Here is an 18,791-nt window from a genome sequence, read left to right as displayed (position 1 = left end):
ACTGCTAAAATGATTCTACATTATTAAAAACCAGATGGCAGGAGAAATTCGCATGAACCTAACTGCACCCAAGAATTTTTGGTATGTTGCCGCATTTGCGCAAGACGTCGGCCGGCAGCTACTCGCCCGCACGCTGTTGAACCAGCCTCTGGTCTTGTTCAGAACGAATGAAGGCAAAGCGGTGGCCCTGGAAGATCGCTGCCCGCATCGCGCTGTCCCACTATCTCTGGGCATGCTGATTGACGACACCATCCGCTGCACCTACCACGGCATGCAAATCAATCCTGACGGCTCCTGTGCGCGCATTCCATGCCAGGACCGGATACCAGCCAAAGCACGCGCGGCGACCTTTCCGGTTGTTGAGCGCTATAACCTGATCTGGATCTGGATGGGCGACCCGCGCCGTGCAGACCCCGACGCGGTTCCTGATTTCCACTGGCTGGTAGACCCTGACTGGACCGTTTGCACCGGCTACCATCATGTCAATGCCAACTACCAGTTGCTAAACGACAATCTGCTGGACCTGTCGCATGAATCGTACGTCCATGATGACACCATCGGCAACGATGCCGTCGCCGAAGCTCCCGTCACAGCCACTGTCAAAAATGGCAAGGTTCTGGTCAGCCGCGAAATCCTGAATTGCGAACCACCACCGTTCTATGTCAAGGCAACCGGATTCACCAGCAATATAAATCGGTGGCACACCACGATTTTTCAGCCGCCTTCTTTCAACGTCATCGAAAACGGTTCTTATCCCCACGATGGATCGCGCGATCAGGCGCTGGAGCGGCGTATTCTTAATCTGATCACGCCCGAAACCGACACCAGTTCGCATTATTTCTGGGGTATCGCGCGAGCCTACCAGCATGACGACGAGGCGTTGACGGCTTACATCCAAGAGCAGATCTACTATACGTTCGATCAGGACAAGGTCGTGCTCGAAGCACAACAACGCAATCTGGCCGATTCGCCGTTTCCGGTTGCGCTTCGCACTGACGCCGGCCCCATCCAAGCGCGTAAACTAATCGATGAACTCGTGATGAACGAACAAGAGCCCACGCAGAGCGAACAGGCCTTGGATGTCTCCTGACCACAAATCGCTCCAAGACGGCGCAGGGCCTAGGCCGTATACAACCTTCCCAACTGGCGGGTGGAAGGCACACGCCGATTCTCCGACTCTAGTAATTCATTCTCGTACGCGTTGAGATTCGCGGTGATCTTGAGCAGGACTTTTCGTGCGATCAGAACCTCGTCGAGCTCCAGTTCATTAATCGCTATAGCGTTGATTTCTTCCGCAAGCGGAAGCAGTTTGGCCTTCAGCTCCTTGCCTTTGCCGGTCAGGTGCACATAAACGTTCTTGCGGTTGCCCGCCTTCTGCTTGCGGCTCACGTATCCCAGCGACTCCATGGCATTGATCGCCGCAAACGTGGTTGGCGCCGCCATGCCCGCCAGTTCGGAAAGCTCGCGTTGCGTGAGCCCATCGTGCTCCCACAAGATGCGCAAGAACGTCCAATGCCCGAACGATACCGAATGGTCGATCAGGCGGATCTGCAGCGCTCTTTCCATCGCTCTTCGGGCATCTTTCAATAAATGAGCAAGACGATCCTGAGGAATGGCGTCGCGCCAGTCTTTCCGCTCTGCCGTAGGATATTTTTGAGTGTCCATGCGTACCTTGGCCGAATCTAACGGCTCGTCAAATTGCGCTGAATAACGCCGGAACCTGAAACCTCATGGGTACGGCGGCCCCACTTCGGCCTGATTCCAGCATGGCCAGGCAAACCTCGGTAGTCGCCCGCGCCCATTGAGCATCGTGCATGGGAGCACGCCCATGCCGCAATGCGTTCCAGATCTCGTCAATCACTTCGCAGCGTGGCACGGGCCGATGAGGCGTCGGCTCGAAATGACGCTCGTGATCGCTATATATCATAAGGCCGCTGGGGGTCAGTCTGATGTCCGCCTTATCGGTCGATATCACTGCGTGGCCAAAATGTTGATGGAAAGGCGCCGGAGGCCTGTCGTCGGCGCGATAATGCTCTCCACCGTAGCCGCTTTCCTGCTTGAGATGGCCTTCATCCACGGAATCAAGCCTGGCCAGCCGCCGGCGCGCCTGCTCGTGCCCGCAGCGCTCCTTGAGAAAACCCATTTCGCCAACGCCCTCCATGAGTTCGTCGCTGTCATAGTGAGCGTAGCCGCTGTATGTCAACATGGCGAACGCACCGCCTTCGAAGTTGAGCATCGCGCCGTAGGCACCTTCAGTAGGACGGCTTTCGTCCCATCGTCCCGTCCGGGCGATGACCGAATCGACCATGCCGCCCAGCAGCGCCCGGGCCACGTCGACCTGATGCGCGGCTTGGCTGAACACCACCCCTCCTCCCTGCGCGGTATCCAGTTCCTCCGGTCGGCGTGGGCGATACATGAAATCAGTGTAATTGAGCGCGTTGAGCATCCGCACTTGTCCATACGAGCCCGCCTCCAGCACTCTTGCCGCATGCTGCACCGGACCGTCGAAACTGTGCGAATGTCCTACGACCAGGATCGTCTTGCTTTGCCTGACGACGTCCACAATGCGCGTGCATTCGTCCAGCGTGATAGCCATGGGCTTTTCGACCAGCATCGCTTTGCCCGCGGCGGCGGCAATCTCGACATGCTCGGCATGAAATTGATGCGGCGAAGCAATATACACGAGTTCCACATTGGGGTCAGCGCATAGCTGCTCAATAGTCTCGTACGAAGCGCCGCCAAAATCCTGAGTGAACCGCGCGCGTGCTTGGGGCCGAGGGTCGGCGGCCGCCACCAGCCTTACCCGATCGTCCTTCACAAAGGTGGGCAGCATAAGTACGAAAGCCCGCCCTAGCCCCACGACCCCTATTCCTATAGGAATTTTTGACATGGCCTGGATCCTGAATATTGAATTTATATTAGATATCTAATAATATTACATTAAAGAAGATTAGATATCTAACATTATGAGCAGTCAATACTGCCATACGCCAACCAGGAGAAACAAAGATGACCCCCGAGGAAAACGACCTTTTATGCCGTGTCACAGGCAATGCACCCATGGGGCAATTGATGCGGCGACATTGGACGCCGATCTGTTTGATCGAAGAAGTCATGGAGCCCGATGGCACACCGGTTCGGGCGCAGGCATTCGGCGAAGAACTGGTGGTATTTCGCAACACGTCGGGCCGCGTGGGCGTAATCGGCGAGCATTGTCCGCATCGGGGAGCCTCGCTGGTGCTCGGACGCAATGAAGAAGACGGTCTACGTTGCCTTTACCACGGCTGGAAATTCGACATCCAGGGCAACATTCTTGAAATGGTTTCGGAGCCCGCCGGCAACCGCATGGCCACAGGAATCAAGCACCCCGCCTACCCCGCCAAGGAATGGGGCGGCATAGTATGGGCGTACATGGGACCGCCCGAGACCATGACCGAGTTTCAGCCGCCAGCCTGGGCGCCGACAGCCGATACCAAAGTCACCATCGCCAAAGTCGTGCTGCCTTGTAATTGGGCCCAGGTGCTAGAGGGCGCAATCGATTCGGCTCATAGCTCGAGTCTGCATTCGTCGGATATGGTTCCCACGGCCGATGCGGCGGGCGCCGAAGCCACTGAAAGCACTTGGCTCCGGCCATCGAACGACAAGGCGCCCCGGATGCAAATCGATCGTGGGTCCTACGGCTTTCGCTATGCGGCCATCCGCAAGCCCATACACAATGCCGATCTCAACGATTATGTACGGTCAACCGTGTTTGTGGCCCCTGCAACCGCACTCATACCGCCCAATAACTTGTATAACGTCGCCAATATCAATGTTCCCGCGGACGATACGACGACCGTGTTTTACTTCATCGCCTGGGGGCATCCGAAACAAACGCCTGACACCGCGGCATGGCGCAAGTTCCTTGGGCAGACCGTGGGCGAGGATCTCGACCATGCCTATCGCCCCTTGCGCAATCGCGAGAATAATTTCTGGCAAGATCGCGAAGCCATGAAAGCAGGAAATTTCACCGGAATAACAGGCTTTCCAAACCAGGACGTGGCCATGTGGTGCACCATGGGCGCCATCACGAATCGAAGCGCAGACCACCTTGGCGCGAGTGACATTGCCGTCGTTGAGTTCCGCAAGCAGATGCTGAAGGCCGTACGTACTTTCCAGGAAAGCGGCGAAGCCATCGGCACGGGGGCCAGGGCCATTCCCAAAGAAATCTGCTCCTTCCAGACAATGGTGCCTAAAGGGTCCGACTGGAGATCGTTCGAGGTGAACCCCGTCTGGGACACCTCCGCGCAGGATAACAAGCAAGCCAATCACTCAGCCCAGATACAAGGAGCATAAATTGTCCAAGCTGCAATTGTCCGTCGCCTTGGGCGACTATGATCGTACGCGTGCGTTGCTGGATGGAAACGTGCAGATCGACGGGGTCGATCCTGTGTACATGACACTATCACCCGAAGAAATATTCTTTCGCGCGTTCAGAAACAAGGAGTTCGACATCAGCGAAATGTCGTTTTCCAGCTATCTGGTCAAGGCGTCACAGGGGCAAAACGACTATGTCGCGATTCCCGTTTTCTTATCGCGTGCGTTTCGCCACACTTCCATTTACGTCCGCACCGACCTTATAAAACGGCCGGAAGATCTAAAAGGGAAACGCATAGGAATCCCAGAATATCAGTTGACCGCGATCGTCTGGGCGCGGGCGCTTCTGGAAGACGACTATGGCATCGCCCCGTCGAGTGTCACTTGGGTACGTGGAGGTATCGAAGAACCGGGCAGGCCCGAAAAAATCAAGCTCCAATTGCCGGAAGGCATCCGGCTGGAGAATGCGCCCGAAGGGAAGACAATATCCCAGATGCTGAGCGATGGTGAACTGGACGGGTTCATCGCGCCCCGCCCTCCTGCCGGAGCCGCCTCCAGAAATCCCAATGTGGGCTGGCTATTTCCTGACCCGACGGCGACCGCCAAAGACTACTTCAAGCGCACCGGGATTTTTCCCATCATGCATGTGGTGGGCATTCGCAAGCCGCTGTTGGAGCAGCATCCATGGCTGGCCAATGCGGCATACAAAGCGTTCGAACAAGCCAAGTCCAGGGCGCTCAAGCAACTGGCGGACACGTCCGCGACGAAAGTCACGCTACCCTTCGTCGAAGAACAGCTGAAGGCAGCCAAATCGCTGATGGGCGAAGACTACTGGTCGTATGGGGTCTCACCCAACCGCAAGACTCTGGAAGCCTTCGTGCGGCATCACCACGGACAAGGACTGTCGCACCGTCTTATGAGCGTAGATGAAATTTTTCATCCCTCAACCTATGAGACCGTAAAAATCTGAAGCCAAAGCCGCTTGACCGATACACGCTTCTAGAAATAAGCCTTTAATGCATTACAAGATGGCGTGTATCGGTTAATGCCAACCCTCACGAACCCTGGGCATGCTATTTCACTTCTGCAACGCTTGCCTGACCATTTCCCTGATCCACTGGCTGGCGGCGTCAAAATGGAATTTCTGATGCCATATCTGCTTGATCTCGACGCGGGGGCTCGGAAACGGAAGTGGATACACCGCAATGTTTTTTTGCGCCTCGAAGGCTGGCACAAGATCGTTCGGAATCACGGCCATGAGCTCTGTGTTGGCAACCAACGTCAATAGGCTCAAGTAATGCGGCACCGTCAAGGTTATGCGCCGATATATATGTAGGCGGCTCATCGCCTGTTCGATCACCTCTTGGCTACGCCCTTCGGTTCGAACCGAAACGTGCGGCGCGCTCAAGAAACTGTCCATGGTGCAGATACGATTTTCTATGTAAGGGTTATCAATATTGGCTATACAAGTGAAGCCCGTATTGCTCAGCAAGTGCTGCTGAAAAACGCCCGCGGTCGTAATGTCCGGAAAATAGCCGATCGCCAGATCAACCGATCCGGACTCCAGCCACTCTGTTTGCTTTTCAATTGTGGGGGATATGGTTCGAATCTGCACGCCGGGTGCATGCTTGTTCACGACATTGACAATCTGAGGCAAGTAGGAAGCTGCCCCCAAATCGGTCATACACAGAATAAATGTCTTGTTGGCTCGTCCTGGCACGAACTCGTGGCTTCGAAATATCTGGTTTCGCGCCAGTTCGAGTGTTCTATGGATGGGGCCACTGATAGCCAGCGCACGAGGCGTTGGCTGCATCTCGTTCTTGACTCTGACGAATAAAGGGTCGTTGAACGCCTCTCTCATTTTCCCAAGGGCGTGACTCATTGACGGCTGGCTGATGCCAAGAAGCTCGCTGGCCTTCGTAACGCTTCGGGTTTCGAAGAGCGCCTCGAACTCCAATAGCAGATTCAAATCCATCTTTTCTGTATTCATTTTTTCGATGCATCGAATAGACAAAATAGTCTTGTTTGATATTAGCAAATATCTAGAATGAACGACATAACGACATGAATATGCCTTTTAGGCCCGGTTCAACAAGGGGCCTTTTACTTCCTACCCGGAGACACTATGGACAGCACAGAAACAACTTTGGCGCCCATCGCGAACAGCGCAGCAGAGTGGGACGAAGCCATGCGGCGCATGGCCCAGAAGACCACCCCCAGCTTCTTCCACATACGTGCGAAATTGCCCAAAGTAGGCCGCACGAACCAAGTTCTGGGTGCGTCGAAATACATGAATGTCGTGCTGAAGACATATGCCAGCGGCGGCGAAAATGAAATCCACGCCCATACGAACGAAGATCACGTGTTTGTGGTGCTGCAGGGAGGCGCCGTCTTCTACGGACCCAGAGACGAGCGACGCGAGGTAGGTAAAAACGACTGTGTGCTCGTTCCCAGCGGCGCGTTCTATCGTTTCACCGCCAAAGAAGACGAGCCCTTGGTCATGCTGCGCGTCGGCGCAGCACTGGACCCCAACGCGGACATACTGGCGCGTATCGATATCGACAACCAGCCCTTCGACGGATACTCTGAAAAAAACAAGGAAACGCCGTACGAACTGCATGACGACAGGTGGTTCGAATGAGCAATCAGGCTTCGGGCCAAGATTTCCGGGCGGATGCGTTGCCGTTATGCCAGCCGCCCGATCCGGATCCGCGCATGCCTCTGCTGCACTGCCCTCCGGGCACGACAGACTGCCATGTTCATGTATATGGGCCTGAATCAAAGTACCAGGTTGCCAATACCCGCTCGTTCGATGTTCCGGAAGCACTGCCCGCTACCTTGCGCCGGCTTGCGGATACGCTGGGTGTGGAGCGCGCCGTACTGGTCCAGCCCAGCGGCTATGGCACAGATAACTCCAGGCACCTGGACGCCGCTGACGAACTCGGCATACCCACGCGCGTAATCGTGGCATTAAGAGCGGATATTCCGGAATCCGACCTACGCCAACTCCACCATCGCGGCGTGCGAGGTGTTCGTTACAACATAGGCCACGCAGGCGCCGTGCCAATAGAAGAAATGCCGCTTTTGGCTCGCAAGATCGCACCATTGGGTTGGCATGTACAACTGCATGTCATGGACGACGGCGGGCAGGCGCCTCTTGCACAGATGGAAGAAGTGCTGATGAGCCTGCCTACCGATATCGTAATCGACCACATCGGGTCAATACGGCCGGAACGGGGCGTGGCCCAGCCAGGTTTCCAGACCCTATTACGCCTTGTCGGCACAGGACGGTGCTGGGTCAAGCTTTCGTGCGGATATCGCATGTCTCATGAGCCGCCGCCCTACCTCGACATGCTTCCGTATGTACAAGCCCTGGTGGCGAGTCGTCCCGACAGGTTGGTGTGGGCAAGCGACTGGCCTCACGTGTCTTTCAAAGGCCGGATGCCCAATACGACAGACTTGCTTGACCTGATGACAACCTGGGTGCCGGACGAATCCACGCGCAATCGCATATTCGTTGACAACCCCACTGAGCTCTATCAGTTTTAGAGCGAAGTGTAGCCACAAAAAGAAAGAAGTCGCCCACAAGGGTGCAAAGCAATAAATAGAAACTACCAGGAGACAACATGCCACGCATGAAAAGGCGCCGTTCAGGGGGACAGAGCCATGAACTGTAGAACCCCCACCCCCTCATCCCTACTCGAACACATCAACTATTGCATCATGCTCATCGGAAGCCTTTTATTGGGCCTGATGGTCGTGCATACAACCCTTGACGTCATCATGTCGTACGCGGCCAGGCAGCCTGTCGAAGGAACTGTGGAGATCGTGTCACGCTATTACATGGTGGCCGTGGTCTTTCTGCCCCTGGCGTTCATACAGGCGGCGGATAAACACATTGTCGCGGAACTGCTCTCGGAACGTTTCTCTGAACGCATGCAACTATTGTGCCAGTGCCTGACTTGGGTTTTGATGGGCGCTTTTGGCGCGGCATTAGCCTGGCAAAGTAGTTTGGAGGCCATGCGCATGACCGCCATCAACGAGCAGTTCCAGACGTCCACTTATTTCATTCCAACTTGGCCGTCCAGATGGATTCCCGTTTTTTCAGGTGTGCTGATCGTCGCCCAAGCATTAGTGTCTTTGGCGAAGGACATTCTGCGTGTAAAAAACTGGAACCAAGAACACCAGGACGCATCTCAGGGCAATAGTCACGGCCATCCCGACGACTCCGTATCCCGGAGCTTACCCGCAACTACGGATACATCGATATGAGTCCAATCGGCATAGGCTTTTGTGGCATAGCAGCGGCACTGCTATTGATATCAATCAGAGTCCCAATCGGACTGTCTCTCGCCGTGGTGGCGATCGGTGGCATAGCGTCCTTGGTGAGCTGGGACGTTGCTTTCAGCATGCTCAGCTATTCAACATACGACACGATCGCCAGTTGGGAGCTATCCGCCATTCCGATGTTCTTGTTGATGGGAACGCTCGCCTTTCATTCGGGCCTTACTACAACACTCTTCGACGCTGCACGTCTATGGCTTTCATGGCTGCCGGGTGGCTTGGCGGTATCCACCAACTTCGCTTGTGCAGGTTTTGCCGCCGCCTCGGGGTCCAGCTTGGCAACCACGGTCACAATTGGAAAAATCGCACTGCCCGAGATGCGCCGCTATGGCTATGACAATGGCCTGGCCTGTGGTGTAGTCGCTTCGGCCGGCACACTCGGGTCTCTGATTCCGCCCAGCGTAATCATGATCCTCATCGGTATCTTCGCCGAGGTGCCGATTCTGAGCCTCTTCATTGCGGCCATCGTCCCGGGAATAATCACCGCTTTAGTCTTTGCCGGAATTGTCATCATCCGGGTCTGGCTCAGGCCTGATTTGGCCCCGCGAGTCGAAGCAGACGCATCGTGGTCCGAACGGATGAAGGCTCTGGCCAGCATTTGGCCTCTTCCGGTCTTGGTGCTCGGGGTTGTGGGAGCCCTGTACATCGGCATCGTAACGCCGACGCAAGCAGGGGCGTTCGGCGCGGCACTGACGTTTCTTTTGGCCCTCGTACGCAAGCAGATGACATGGAGAAAACTGAAAAACGCTCTGTGGGATACGTTGACGAGTACCGCTTCCATCTTCTTCATAGTAATTGGCGCCGTGCTGCTGACCCGATTCATGAGCTTCAGCGGGTTGCCCGAGTTTCTGACCGAAGTCATGAAGGACGCCGGAGTATCCCCTTATGCCGTCATTCTTTTCGTAGCCATCATCTATCTTGTCCTGGGCATGTTTCTGGACCCCCTGGGTGTATTGTTTCTGACCCTTCCCATATTCATACCCATCTTCAATAACGCGCAGCTGGACATGGTTCTCATGGGAATCCTGATTGTGAAGCTTATTGAAATTGGATTGATGACACCGCCTGTAGGACTAAACGTCTTCGCCGTGAAGTCGCTGGTTCCTGACGTACCTCTGGGTACCATTTTCCGCGGAGTCGCCTGGTTCATGGTCGCGGATCTAGGCATTATCGCCATCATGGCCGTTTTCCCCGATATAACCCTATTCCTGCCCCGACTGCTAGGAATTCACTAAAAATACGCACAGGAGACATCTCAATGAAACTCAAGAAAATAGTAAAGATCGCCGCAACTGCGGCCGCCATATGCCTGCCCATGGTAGGCACGGCGCAAACACTTCGCTACAACACCTTCATGCCTCCTCTGGCACTTGAATCAAAGGGCATTCAAGAGTTTTTCGCCGAACTGAAAACCGCGACCGACGGTCGCGTCAAAGGCCAGGTATTTGTTGGAGGGCAAATGCTGGGCGGACAAGCCACCCTTTCCGGCATTCGCGATGGTGTGGTAGACGCGGGCTTCATTATTCCGACTCTCAATGCCAGCGAAATACCGCATGTGGCCATGCTGCCCGAGCTCTTGCCCTTTGCATCGAATTTTTGGGCAGCAACCGGCGCGACGAATGAAACAATCATGTTCAACTGCGCCGAATGCAAAGAAGACCTGGCCAATTACAAAGCCGTCTGGCTAGGTGGTATTGGCGCCTCGCCCTGGCATATGATGTGCCGCCAACCCATCTCGAGCGTGGACGATCTACAGGGCAAAAAAGTTCGGGTGACCGGAGGCTTCGCGATGCGCATGATCAGCGAGCTAGGGGCCACCGCAGTTTCATTGCCAGCAAGCGAGATTCCCGCCGCCATGCAGCAAGGGGTAATCGATTGCGCGGTGGGCACGCTGTCATGGCTGAACACCCTGGGTCTGATCAATATGGTTAAAGGTGTCATTGACGAACCGTTTGGCAGCTATCACGCCATCGGGCAGTTCGTATTCAACAAAGCCTCCCTTGCAAAACTCAGTCCCGAAGACCGAAAAACATTGATGCAGCTGATTCCGAAGCATCTCGCCAAGCTGAACAGTGCTTATGCGGCGGACGAAGATAAAGCGCGTGAAGCCGCCGTTCAGAAAGGTATCAACTTCTGGAAGCCAGATGCCAGGTTTGAAGAAATCATGTCCGCCTTTCGTCAAAAAGAGCCGAAGGCAGTTGCCCAAGACATCATTTCTCAAGGAGGCTCGGCCGATGCCGAGCGCATCGTTAGGGATCACATAGCGACATTGGAGAAATGGAACAAACTGGCTGCCGAGGCTGAAGGCAACCCCGACGCCTTCGCCGCCCTGCTCAACCGCGAAATTTATTCCAAGATACAAGACTGAAGCCTTTGCGCCTGGCGCGCAAACCGCGGCCGGCGGGTACTTCTCGCCGCCGCGTGGCCCCGCTGTCATCAACCCCGGTAGGAACAACCTTTGATGAGCACATATAACGCCGCCATTAATTACGGAACCCGTGCCCGGATCGGCGTGATACTTCCTTCTGGAAATCGCGCAGCCGAGGCCCAGTTTGCCGCAATGCTGCCATCTGGCGTCTCTATCCATGTAACGCGTCTCGGACTGACCGGCACTTCGGAAAAAGAATTGCTGGAAATGGCACGTGACGTCGAATCGGCGACGACCTTGCTTGCAGATGTGGATCCGACGATGGTCTTGTTTCACTGCACGGCCGTCTCAACCTACAGCAAGGACCTGGAGGCCTCGATTATCCAGCGCATTTCGGATACAAGCGACGTACTTGCATTAGCCACTTCACAGGCAATTGTCGCGGCTTTGCGGGCGCTGACCGCGCGAAAAATCGTCATGCTGTCGCCGTATCCAGAGCATATCAATGCCAAGGAAGAAAGCTTTCTCAGCTCAACGGGCTTCGAAATCGTTCGAAGTGCCTGCATACCGTGCGCGACGGTAACAGAAATGATGGCAATTACACCCGATCAGTGGATCTCACTTGCACTCGACAATCAATCCGCCGATGCCGATGCGTATTTGATGAGTTGCACGGCAGTCCGAACCGCAGAAGCCATTCACACGCTGGAAGGCGCGCTGGGGCGCCCCGTCATTACCAGCAATACCGCTGCCATGTGGCACTGCTTACGGACTATCGGAATCTCCGACCCTATATTCGGTTTCGGCCGTTTACTCGTACTCTAATTTTCTTTCCAGAGGATCAAAAGCATGAATACAGCTTTGCATGTAGGCATTGTTGTTCCCGCTTTCTTTTATGTGCCTTATTGGGCGGCACACGAAAACGGGTGGTATCGGGAATTGGGACTCGACGTCCAGTTCACCATTTCTGGCGGAATAGACCCCCTTACCAAGGCGCTCAAGGCGGCACAGGTCGACATCGGAATTGGCTCACCTGAGCACGTCATTCATGACGTCGAAGCAGGCGGAGAATTACGGATGGTGGGGGGAAACGTCAACCGCCTCACTCATTCTCTGATTACTCAGCCCGAAATAAAAACGCTGAAGGATTTACGCGGCAAAACAATGGGTGTGTCTGCTCTGAGCGGAGGAACCTCTTCTTTATTCATCGACATTCTCGAACGAGAAGGTCTTCGCTACCCTGAAGACTACAAGATCGTCGAAGCCGGTGTGGTTCCGCCCCGACACGAACGTCTTCTCGAACGGAAAATCGACGCCGCAATGCAAACCGATCCGCACAACTATATGGCGGAAGACGCTGGTTTCAACAACCTCGGACCGGTGTCCCAGTGGATTCCCTACTTTCAGTTCAATTCCGTAAACGTGCGTTCGTCATGGGCGCAAGCCAATAGCGAAACGCTCATACGATTTCTGCAAGGCTCCATCCAGGCATCCCAATGGCTGTTTGAGAATCGCGACGCGTCAATTGCCATTGCCGAAAAACACATGAAGATCGATCGTCGATATCTCGAGCGTGCATGGCAGGACCATGTTTCCGGCGAAGCACTGCCTTCCGACTTGAGGCTTGAGCGCCAATCTATCGAAACCGCTCTGGAAATGATGCGAAGAGATCGAAATGTCCAGGTTTCCAAAGACTCCCAACCAGAGAAATATGTCGAGGCTTCATATTTGGCCGAGGCTCAGCGACGAGCGGGTGTCGCCGAGCGTCCATTGAAATGACCTCCGCCTTAACATCCTGACCCAAGGGGTAAAGCATGCAGACTGAAGTACTAACGGACCTCGTCCTGGCCAATCACATTTTGTTCAACGAAGGCGTCCTCGATGGTTTCGGACACGTCAGTGTAAGAAATCCATCAAACCCTGGGCGCTTCTATATCGCTCGCTCGATCGCCCCGGCTACGGTCTCCGAAGACGATATTCTTGAGGTCGACCTCGACGGCCTTGTGCACGACGAGCGGAACCGGCGAACTTATGTTGAACGCTTCATACACAGCGAGATCTATAAAGCAAGGCCCGATGTACATTGCGTGGTACATAGCCATTCCCCCACCGTCATTCCCTTTGGAGTGACGGGTACCCGCCTGCGGCCTGTGTGCCACATGAGCGGTTTCTTGGGCAATAAAACTCCGATCTATGAAATCCGGGATTTCATCGGTGAAAGCTCAAGTCTTCTTGTCACCAGCCAGAAGCTGGGCAAAGCCCTGGCCAATACGCTAGGAAGCAAGAATGTCGCCCTTATGCGGGGGCATGGAAGCGTGGCGGTGGGCGAATCCATCAAGCAAGCTGTGTATCGAGCTATATACACCGAAGTAAACGCCCGACTTCAGGCTCAATCCCTCGCATTGGGGGAACCCATATTCCTGTCTGATGGCGAGTGCGATGGCACGACTGAGGCGATGAACGATCACCTGGACCGCCCGTGGCAACTATGGGTGCGACGCGCCAAGGCGTCCGCACTGAATTTACCCACCACATAGTGCATTCGCGCCCCGCTGGAATCGAGCCGAGCGAGCTTTGCAACGCGGAACTTGGCCGATTCAAGCAAGCTTGATGAACTTGCACGCTTCCAGGCACCCTCGAGACAAGACTTCAGCCTTAGAGCGCTTGAGCGTTGAACGTATTGCACTGCCCCGGATCGCCGCTTTCGAAACCGCGCTTGAACCAGCGCACCCGCTGGGCCGAGGTTCCGTGCGTGAACGAATCGGGCACGACATAGCCTTGCGCACGCTTTTGCAGCGTGTCGTCGCCGATGGCGCTGGCCGCGTTCAGGCCCTCTTCGATGTCGCCCGGCTCGAGCGTGCCGCGCTGGGTGTTGGAGTGATTCGCCCAGACGCCGGCCAGGCAGTCGGCCTGCAGCTCCACCCGAACCGACAACTGGTTGGCGGCCGCGGCGCCGGCACCGCGCCGGGCCTCGTCGACCTGGTCGGTAACACCCAGCAAATGCTGCACATGATGGGCGACCTCATGCGCAATGACATAAGCCTGGGCAAAGTCGCCGGGTGAATCCAGCTGTTGCGCCATTTCCTGGAAGAAGCTCAGGTCCAGGTACACCTTGCTGTCGCCCGGACAATAAAAAGGGCCCATGGCCGACTGCCCCGTACCGCAGGCTGTCGGAGTAGCGCCGGTGAACAGGACCAGCTTGGGTTCCTGATAGGCTCCCGCCCCCTGCTGCCTGAACACCGCGCCCCAGACGTCTTCGGTATCGGCCAGCACTCTGGAAACGAACTGGATCTCGGGGGTGTCAGCCGGCACGGACACGGTGGTTTGCGTTTCAACCGGCTCTGTGGCGTTTTGCAGGACCACGCTGGGGTCTATGCCGAAGTACATGGCCACCAGCGCAAGCACGATGGTGCCCAGGCCGATCTTGCCGCCGCGCCCGCCCAAGCGCATGCGCTGGCCACGGCGATCTTCCACATTGCTGCTTTGGCGTGAATTACCTAATCGCATGATGGCGTCCTTTCCTTGCCGCGGCGACCTGCCGCCATTGCTCAATTATCGCTTAAGCCTTGGCCGTCATCGTTTCCCAATGGCCGCCTGGCCAAGCCATGCTAAGCGCGCACCAAAAGGTGCACCCACTGGCCAAAACTGGATAAGGAATTTCCATCATTTTCTAACATTTTTATATCTTTATGTAACTTCGAACTGTAAAATTTTTCGCCGATTCCACGGGTCCGCTATGCAATCGGCACCAAAAATTACGCCAACACGAAGATTATGCTGACACTAAGGGGCACGCATGAAAAAAGGCAAACGAATCATCCGAAGCAAAACGCGAAGCATCCAATACTCAAAAAAAGGGTTGCAATACTCATTACTGGCCATGGCCCTGCACTCGACCTCTTGGGCTGTGCCCATTACGACGGCTATATGGGAGGGGACCACCAGCAGTGCCTGGGACGACACGTCCAACTGGTCCGACGGTATTCTGCCTACCTTGGGCTCACCTACATATGTATTGATCAACACCCCCTCCCCCTCAACTCAACCCATCATCTCTATGCCAGGCGCAGAGGCCAACGGCATATTCGTCGGCAGTGTGGGCGGCTCGTCCCTGAGAGTCCAGGATGGCGGGAAATTGACAACAGACAGCCTCACCATTGGTAACGGCACGAATAACAGCAGCGTACCCAATATCACGCAAGAAACCGGGGTGGTGACGGTAGACGGAAACACTGCAGAGCTAATCGCGTCGCATCTGACGGTAGGACATTACGGTGCCGGGACGCTCAATATCGTCAACGGCGGTTCTGCGATTGCCAATGCGAACGTGACGCTAGGCACATTCGGCGACGACATCAGCGACAACAGCCATGGCACACTCAATGTCACTGGCCACAGCAGTTCCTTCAGCAGCCATGGGCTAAACATAGGCAGTTCGGGCGAAGGCACTTTCCTGCTGTCCGACGGCGCCGCTGCAACGACTGGCTCGACTTCCATCGGCCTCAGTGGAAGGGCCATCGGCCAAGCCACGGTGGAAGGCGAAGGGACATCCTGGCAGGTGACAAGCAACCATGTAACAGTGGGCCAGTCCGGCATGGGTACGCTGGAGGTGGCCGACGGCGCCGTCGTGACGATTGAGCAAGGGGCGCTCAGGATAGGATGGAACGCCACAGGGGTCGGCCATGTCGAAATCAAGGGCGCCGGCAGCCAGGTTTCCAGCCTGGGAACGACGAACACCGACTACATGGCGATAGGCTACTCCGGCGAGGGTACGCTGGCCCTCAGCGAGGGCGGATCGGCCGATGCCAGCACTACGATTCTTGGCGTTAACAACACGGGAATAGGCACGCTGACCCTGGATGGCGCCGGCACCGTGGCGCGTTCCAACAACTACACGATGGTGGGTTATTACGGCACGGGAACGGCCACCGTGTCCAACGGCGCCACTTTGCGCGACGAAGCGGCCGGCGGCGTTCGCATCGCCTACGCCGCGGGCTCGACAGGCACCCTCAACATCGGCGCCGCGGCCGACCAGGCCGCCACAGGCGCGGGCAATATCATCACGACCAGAGGCATTGTCTTCGGAGACGGCACCGGCAAGCTGGTACTCAACCACACGGCTACCGATTACACGCTGGCCCCCGGCATTTCGGGCCATGGCACAGTGGATGTCCTTGCAGGGACAACGGTACTGGCAGGCGACAGCAGCGGTTTCACAGGTACCGTCAATCTGCATGGCGGAGCATTGGGGCTGACCGGCAAACTCGGCGCCGCCGACCTCAATGTGGATAACGCTTTGCTATCAGTCACGGCCGGAGGGCAACTGGAGACGAACGGCATGCGCATCGGCCATCAAGGCCAAGGCGCAGTCATCGTGCGAGAAGGCTCAGCCCTGTCAGTGGCCAATCAGCTGAAGATCGCCGCCGACGCGGGCAGCCAAGGCACACTCGTCATCGGCGCTCAGGCCGGCGAGGCCGCCGCCGCGGCGGGCAGCGTTCAAGCAGGCAATGGCGTGGCCATGGGGGCGGGCGACGCCAGGCTGGTGTTCAACCATAGCAATAGCGACTATGTCTTTGCGCCGGGCATTTCCGGCACGGGCAGCATCGAGTTCCTGGCCGGCAACACCACCTTGCAGGGCGACAGCAGCGGCTTCAGCGGCAACACCGCCATTCAGGCGGGCACGGTGCTGCTGACAGGCGCGCTGGGCGGCACCGTACAGATCGAGGCCGACGGCCTGCTGCAGGTGGGCAATGATGCAAGCAACGGCAGCCTGACGGGCAATGCCGTCAACAATGGCACGCTGGTTTTCGATCAGGTCGGCGATTACGACTATACCGGCGCCCTGTCCGGTAGCGGAGGCATCGTCAAGCGAGGCAACGGCGTGCTGAAGCTATCCGGCGATTACCATTATCAAGGGTCCACCGTCGTGCAGGGAGGCGCCATCAGCCTGGCGGCGCAATTGGATCCGCGCACGGACCTATTGATCGAAGGCGGAGTCTTCGATCTCAGCGGCAAGACCCAGACGGTCGCCGGCCTGAGCGGCGGCGGCGGCGAACTGGCTTTGGGGGAAACGGGAAACCTGACGGTCAACCAGAACAATGACAGCAGCTTCGGCGGCAGCCTCTCGGGCGCAGGCACTTTCAACAAGAATGGCCCCGCGACGCTCAATCTGACGGGCGTCAGCACCTTCAGCGGCCAGGTCAACGTCCATGGCGGCCGGCTGACGCTCAACGGCCGGCTGCCGGGCGCCGTCTTCGTGCAGAATTCGGCTACCCTGGGCGGCAGCGGCATGGCTGGCTCCATCATTGCGCGCCAGGGCGGCACTGTGGCTCCGGGCAACTCCATCGGTACCTTGCGCGTGAACCACGACGTGCAATTCGATGCCGGATCGGTTTACGCCATCGAGGTGGATGCCGCCGGCAACAGCGACAAGATCCTGGCTACGGGCCGGGCCCTGTTGAACGGCGGCACGGTTCAGGTACTGGCCGAAGCGGGCGACTACAAACCCTATACCAGCTACCTGATACTGGATGCGGGCGGCGGGGTGTCGGGGCGCTTCGAGAACGCCACCAGCAACTTTGCCTTCCTGAGCCCCAGCCTGGCATATGCCCCCAATACAGTTACCCTGGCCTTGACCCGCAATGACGTGGCCTTCTCGCAGATGGCCGAGACACCCAATCAGCGCGCGACGGCCGAAGCGATCAACAGCGCCTTTGCCGTGGGCAGCCCGGTGTACCAGGCCCTGGTAACAAGCACTGCAGAGGGGGCCCGCCAGGCCTTTGACGCCTTGTCCGGCGAAGTGCACGCGTCGACGCTCAGCGCCGCGGCGCAGCAAAGCGAAACACTGCGGCGCACCGCCCTGGATCGCCTGGACGTCCATGCCGAAGGCACCCAGCTTTGGGTGCAGGCCAATGGCGCACTGGCCGACCTGCGCGGCAACGATAACAGCGCCAAGGTCAGCGTGCGCGATGCAGGCGGCTTGAGCTTGGGCGTGGATACCGACCTGGGCCCCCTGCGCGTCGGGGTGGCGGCCAGCTACGCCACATCGGACGTCAGCGTGCGGGAACGCAACTCCAATGCCGACATCAAGGCGCTTTCAGCGTCGATCTATGCCGGTGCCCGCGTAGGGGCCTTGGCTTTGCGCGCCGGCGCCGGCTACAGCGACCTGGATTTCAAGACCTCGCGCAATGTGGCTGTGAGCAGCCTGTCGGATCACCTCTCGGCCAAGTACGGTGGCAAGGCCACGACACTGTTTGGCGAAGTGGGCTACCCCTTGCACTTGGCGGCCGGCCAGGTCGTCGAGCCTTTTGTCGGTGTGAACGCGCTGTGGCTCAAGAACGATGCCTTCGACGAGAGCGGGGGCAGCCTGGCCTTGCGTGGCGAACGCCGCTCGCGCAACTATGCCTGGTCGACTCTGGGCGTGAAAGGCAGCTTTGTGCTGGGCCAGGCCAAGCCTGTCGTCGTCAGCGCCAAGCTGGGATGGCAGCATGCCCTCAGCAAGCGCGACGTCGAATCGACGCTGGCGTTTGCCCAAGGAGGAGCCGCTTATGCCATACAGGGTGCGCCGTTGGCCAAAGACGCCGCCCTGCTTGACCTCAACCTCGACTGGCGGCTTTCGCCCGCCACCCAGTTTGGCATAGGCTATTCGGGTTCTTTGGCGAACCAGGGTTCGTCGCACACCGCCAGGGCTGTGCTGCGCACCCTTTTCTAAAGACCAGCGCAG

16 protein-coding genes are annotated in these 18,791 nt (G+C 57.1%); 12 read left to right on the top strand and 4 right to left on the bottom strand.

The window, feature by feature from the left end:
• Positions 1–52: 52 nt before the first annotated feature.
• Positions 53–1,090: an aromatic ring-hydroxylating dioxygenase subunit alpha gene (locus C7440_RS13065; protein WP_017522814.1), complete on the top strand. Its 1,038-nt coding sequence runs from the start codon at positions 53–55 to the stop codon at positions 1,088–1,090.
• A 29-nt stretch (positions 1,091–1,119) separates the two neighbouring features.
• Here C7440_RS13065 and C7440_RS13060 read toward each other — a convergent pair whose 3' ends face one another.
• Together C7440_RS13060 and C7440_RS13055 are read right to left on the bottom strand one after the other, a co-directional pair.
• Positions 1,120–1,665: a MarR family winged helix-turn-helix transcriptional regulator gene (locus C7440_RS13060; RefSeq protein WP_026067610.1), complete on the bottom strand. Its 546-nt coding sequence runs from the start codon at positions 1,663–1,665 to the stop codon at positions 1,120–1,122.
• Between the two features lie 28 nt (positions 1,666–1,693).
• Positions 1,694–2,890: a Gfo/Idh/MocA family protein gene (locus C7440_RS13055; RefSeq protein WP_116518846.1), complete on the bottom strand. Its 1,197-nt coding sequence runs from the start codon at positions 2,888–2,890 to the stop codon at positions 1,694–1,696.
• Between the two features lie 119 nt (positions 2,891–3,009).
• Between C7440_RS13055 and C7440_RS13050 the strand changes: the two genes are divergently transcribed.
• Together C7440_RS13050 and C7440_RS13045 are read left to right on the top strand one after the other, a co-directional pair.
• The gene (locus C7440_RS13050; protein WP_116518845.1) at positions 3,010–4,335 is read left to right on the top strand and encodes a Rieske 2Fe-2S domain-containing protein; all 1,326 of its coding nucleotides are present in this window, start codon (positions 3,010–3,012) and stop codon (positions 4,333–4,335) included.
• 1 nt (position 4,336) lies between these two features.
• On the top strand, positions 4,337–5,326 hold the full coding sequence (locus tag C7440_RS13045) for a substrate-binding domain-containing protein (protein ID WP_116518844.1): 990 nt from the start codon (positions 4,337–4,339) through the stop codon (positions 5,324–5,326).
• A gap of 108 nt (positions 5,327–5,434) precedes the next feature.
• On the opposite strand, the gene C7440_RS13040 is transcribed toward C7440_RS13045, so the two are convergent.
• Positions 5,435–6,346 carry a LysR family transcriptional regulator gene (locus C7440_RS13040; protein WP_100224105.1) on the bottom strand — a complete coding sequence of 304 codons (912 nt, stop codon included), beginning with the start codon at positions 6,344–6,346 and terminating at the stop codon, positions 5,435–5,437.
• 135 nt (positions 6,347–6,481) lie between these two features.
• Between C7440_RS13040 and C7440_RS13035 the strand changes: the two genes are divergently transcribed.
• The 8 genes from C7440_RS13035 (at position 6,482) to C7440_RS13000 (ending at position 13,605) form a co-directional block, all read left to right on the top strand.
• Entirely contained in the window at positions 6,482–6,997 is a 516-nt protein-coding gene (locus C7440_RS13035) for a cupin domain-containing protein (protein WP_017522808.1), read from the top strand.
• Entirely contained in the window at positions 6,994–7,905 is a 912-nt protein-coding gene (locus C7440_RS13030; RefSeq protein WP_243410908.1) for an amidohydrolase family protein, read from the top strand. The genes C7440_RS13035 and C7440_RS13030 overlap by 4 nt, the downstream gene beginning before the upstream one ends.
• Positions 7,906–8,022: 117 nt before the next feature.
• On the top strand, positions 8,023–8,628 hold the full coding sequence (locus tag C7440_RS13025; protein ID WP_017522806.1) for a TRAP transporter small permease: 606 nt from the start codon (positions 8,023–8,025) through the stop codon (positions 8,626–8,628).
• Positions 8,625–9,935, top strand: coding sequence for a TRAP transporter large permease (locus C7440_RS13020; RefSeq protein ID WP_017522805.1), 1,311 nt, complete (start codon positions 8,625–8,627; stop codon positions 9,933–9,935). The genes C7440_RS13025 and C7440_RS13020 overlap by 4 nt, the downstream gene beginning before the upstream one ends.
• A gap of 23 nt (positions 9,936–9,958) precedes the next feature.
• Positions 9,959–11,068: a C4-dicarboxylate TRAP transporter substrate-binding protein gene (locus C7440_RS13015; RefSeq protein ID WP_116518843.1), complete on the top strand. Its 1,110-nt coding sequence runs from the start codon at positions 9,959–9,961 to the stop codon at positions 11,066–11,068.
• Between the two features lie 93 nt (positions 11,069–11,161).
• Positions 11,162–11,893 (top strand): maleate cis-trans isomerase family protein, encoded by a 732-nt coding sequence (locus C7440_RS13010; protein ID WP_116518842.1) that lies wholly within the window; start codon positions 11,162–11,164, stop codon positions 11,891–11,893.
• Positions 11,894–11,917: 24 nt separating this feature from the next.
• Positions 11,918–12,847 carry an ABC transporter substrate-binding protein gene (locus C7440_RS13005; protein ID WP_243410907.1) on the top strand — a complete coding sequence of 310 codons (930 nt, stop codon included), beginning with the start codon at positions 11,918–11,920 and terminating at the stop codon, positions 12,845–12,847.
• A gap of 35 nt (positions 12,848–12,882) precedes the next feature.
• On the top strand, positions 12,883–13,605 hold the full coding sequence (locus C7440_RS13000; RefSeq protein WP_116518840.1) for a class II aldolase/adducin family protein: 723 nt from the start codon (positions 12,883–12,885) through the stop codon (positions 13,603–13,605).
• A 118-nt stretch (positions 13,606–13,723) separates the two neighbouring features.
• Here C7440_RS13000 and ypfJ read toward each other — a convergent pair whose 3' ends face one another.
• Positions 13,724–14,575, bottom strand: coding sequence for a KPN_02809 family neutral zinc metallopeptidase (gene ypfJ, locus C7440_RS12995; RefSeq protein ID WP_116518839.1), 852 nt, complete (start codon positions 14,573–14,575; stop codon positions 13,724–13,726).
• A 628-nt stretch (positions 14,576–15,203) separates the two neighbouring features.
• On the opposite strand from ypfJ, the gene C7440_RS12990 reads away from it, so the two are divergent.
• Entirely contained in the window at positions 15,204–18,779 is a 3,576-nt protein-coding gene (locus C7440_RS12990) for an autotransporter domain-containing protein (protein WP_165832583.1), read from the top strand.
• The last annotated feature ends 12 nt before the right edge of the window (positions 18,780–18,791 follow it).

The sequence above is a fragment of the Pusillimonas noertemannii genome (assembly GCF_003096595.1).
Taxonomy (GTDB): Bacteria; Pseudomonadota; Gammaproteobacteria; order Burkholderiales; family Burkholderiaceae_B; genus Pusillimonas; species Pusillimonas noertemannii.
The sequence above is the reverse complement of the archived record's forward strand: the minus strand, read 5'-3'. Positions and strand labels throughout refer to the sequence as shown.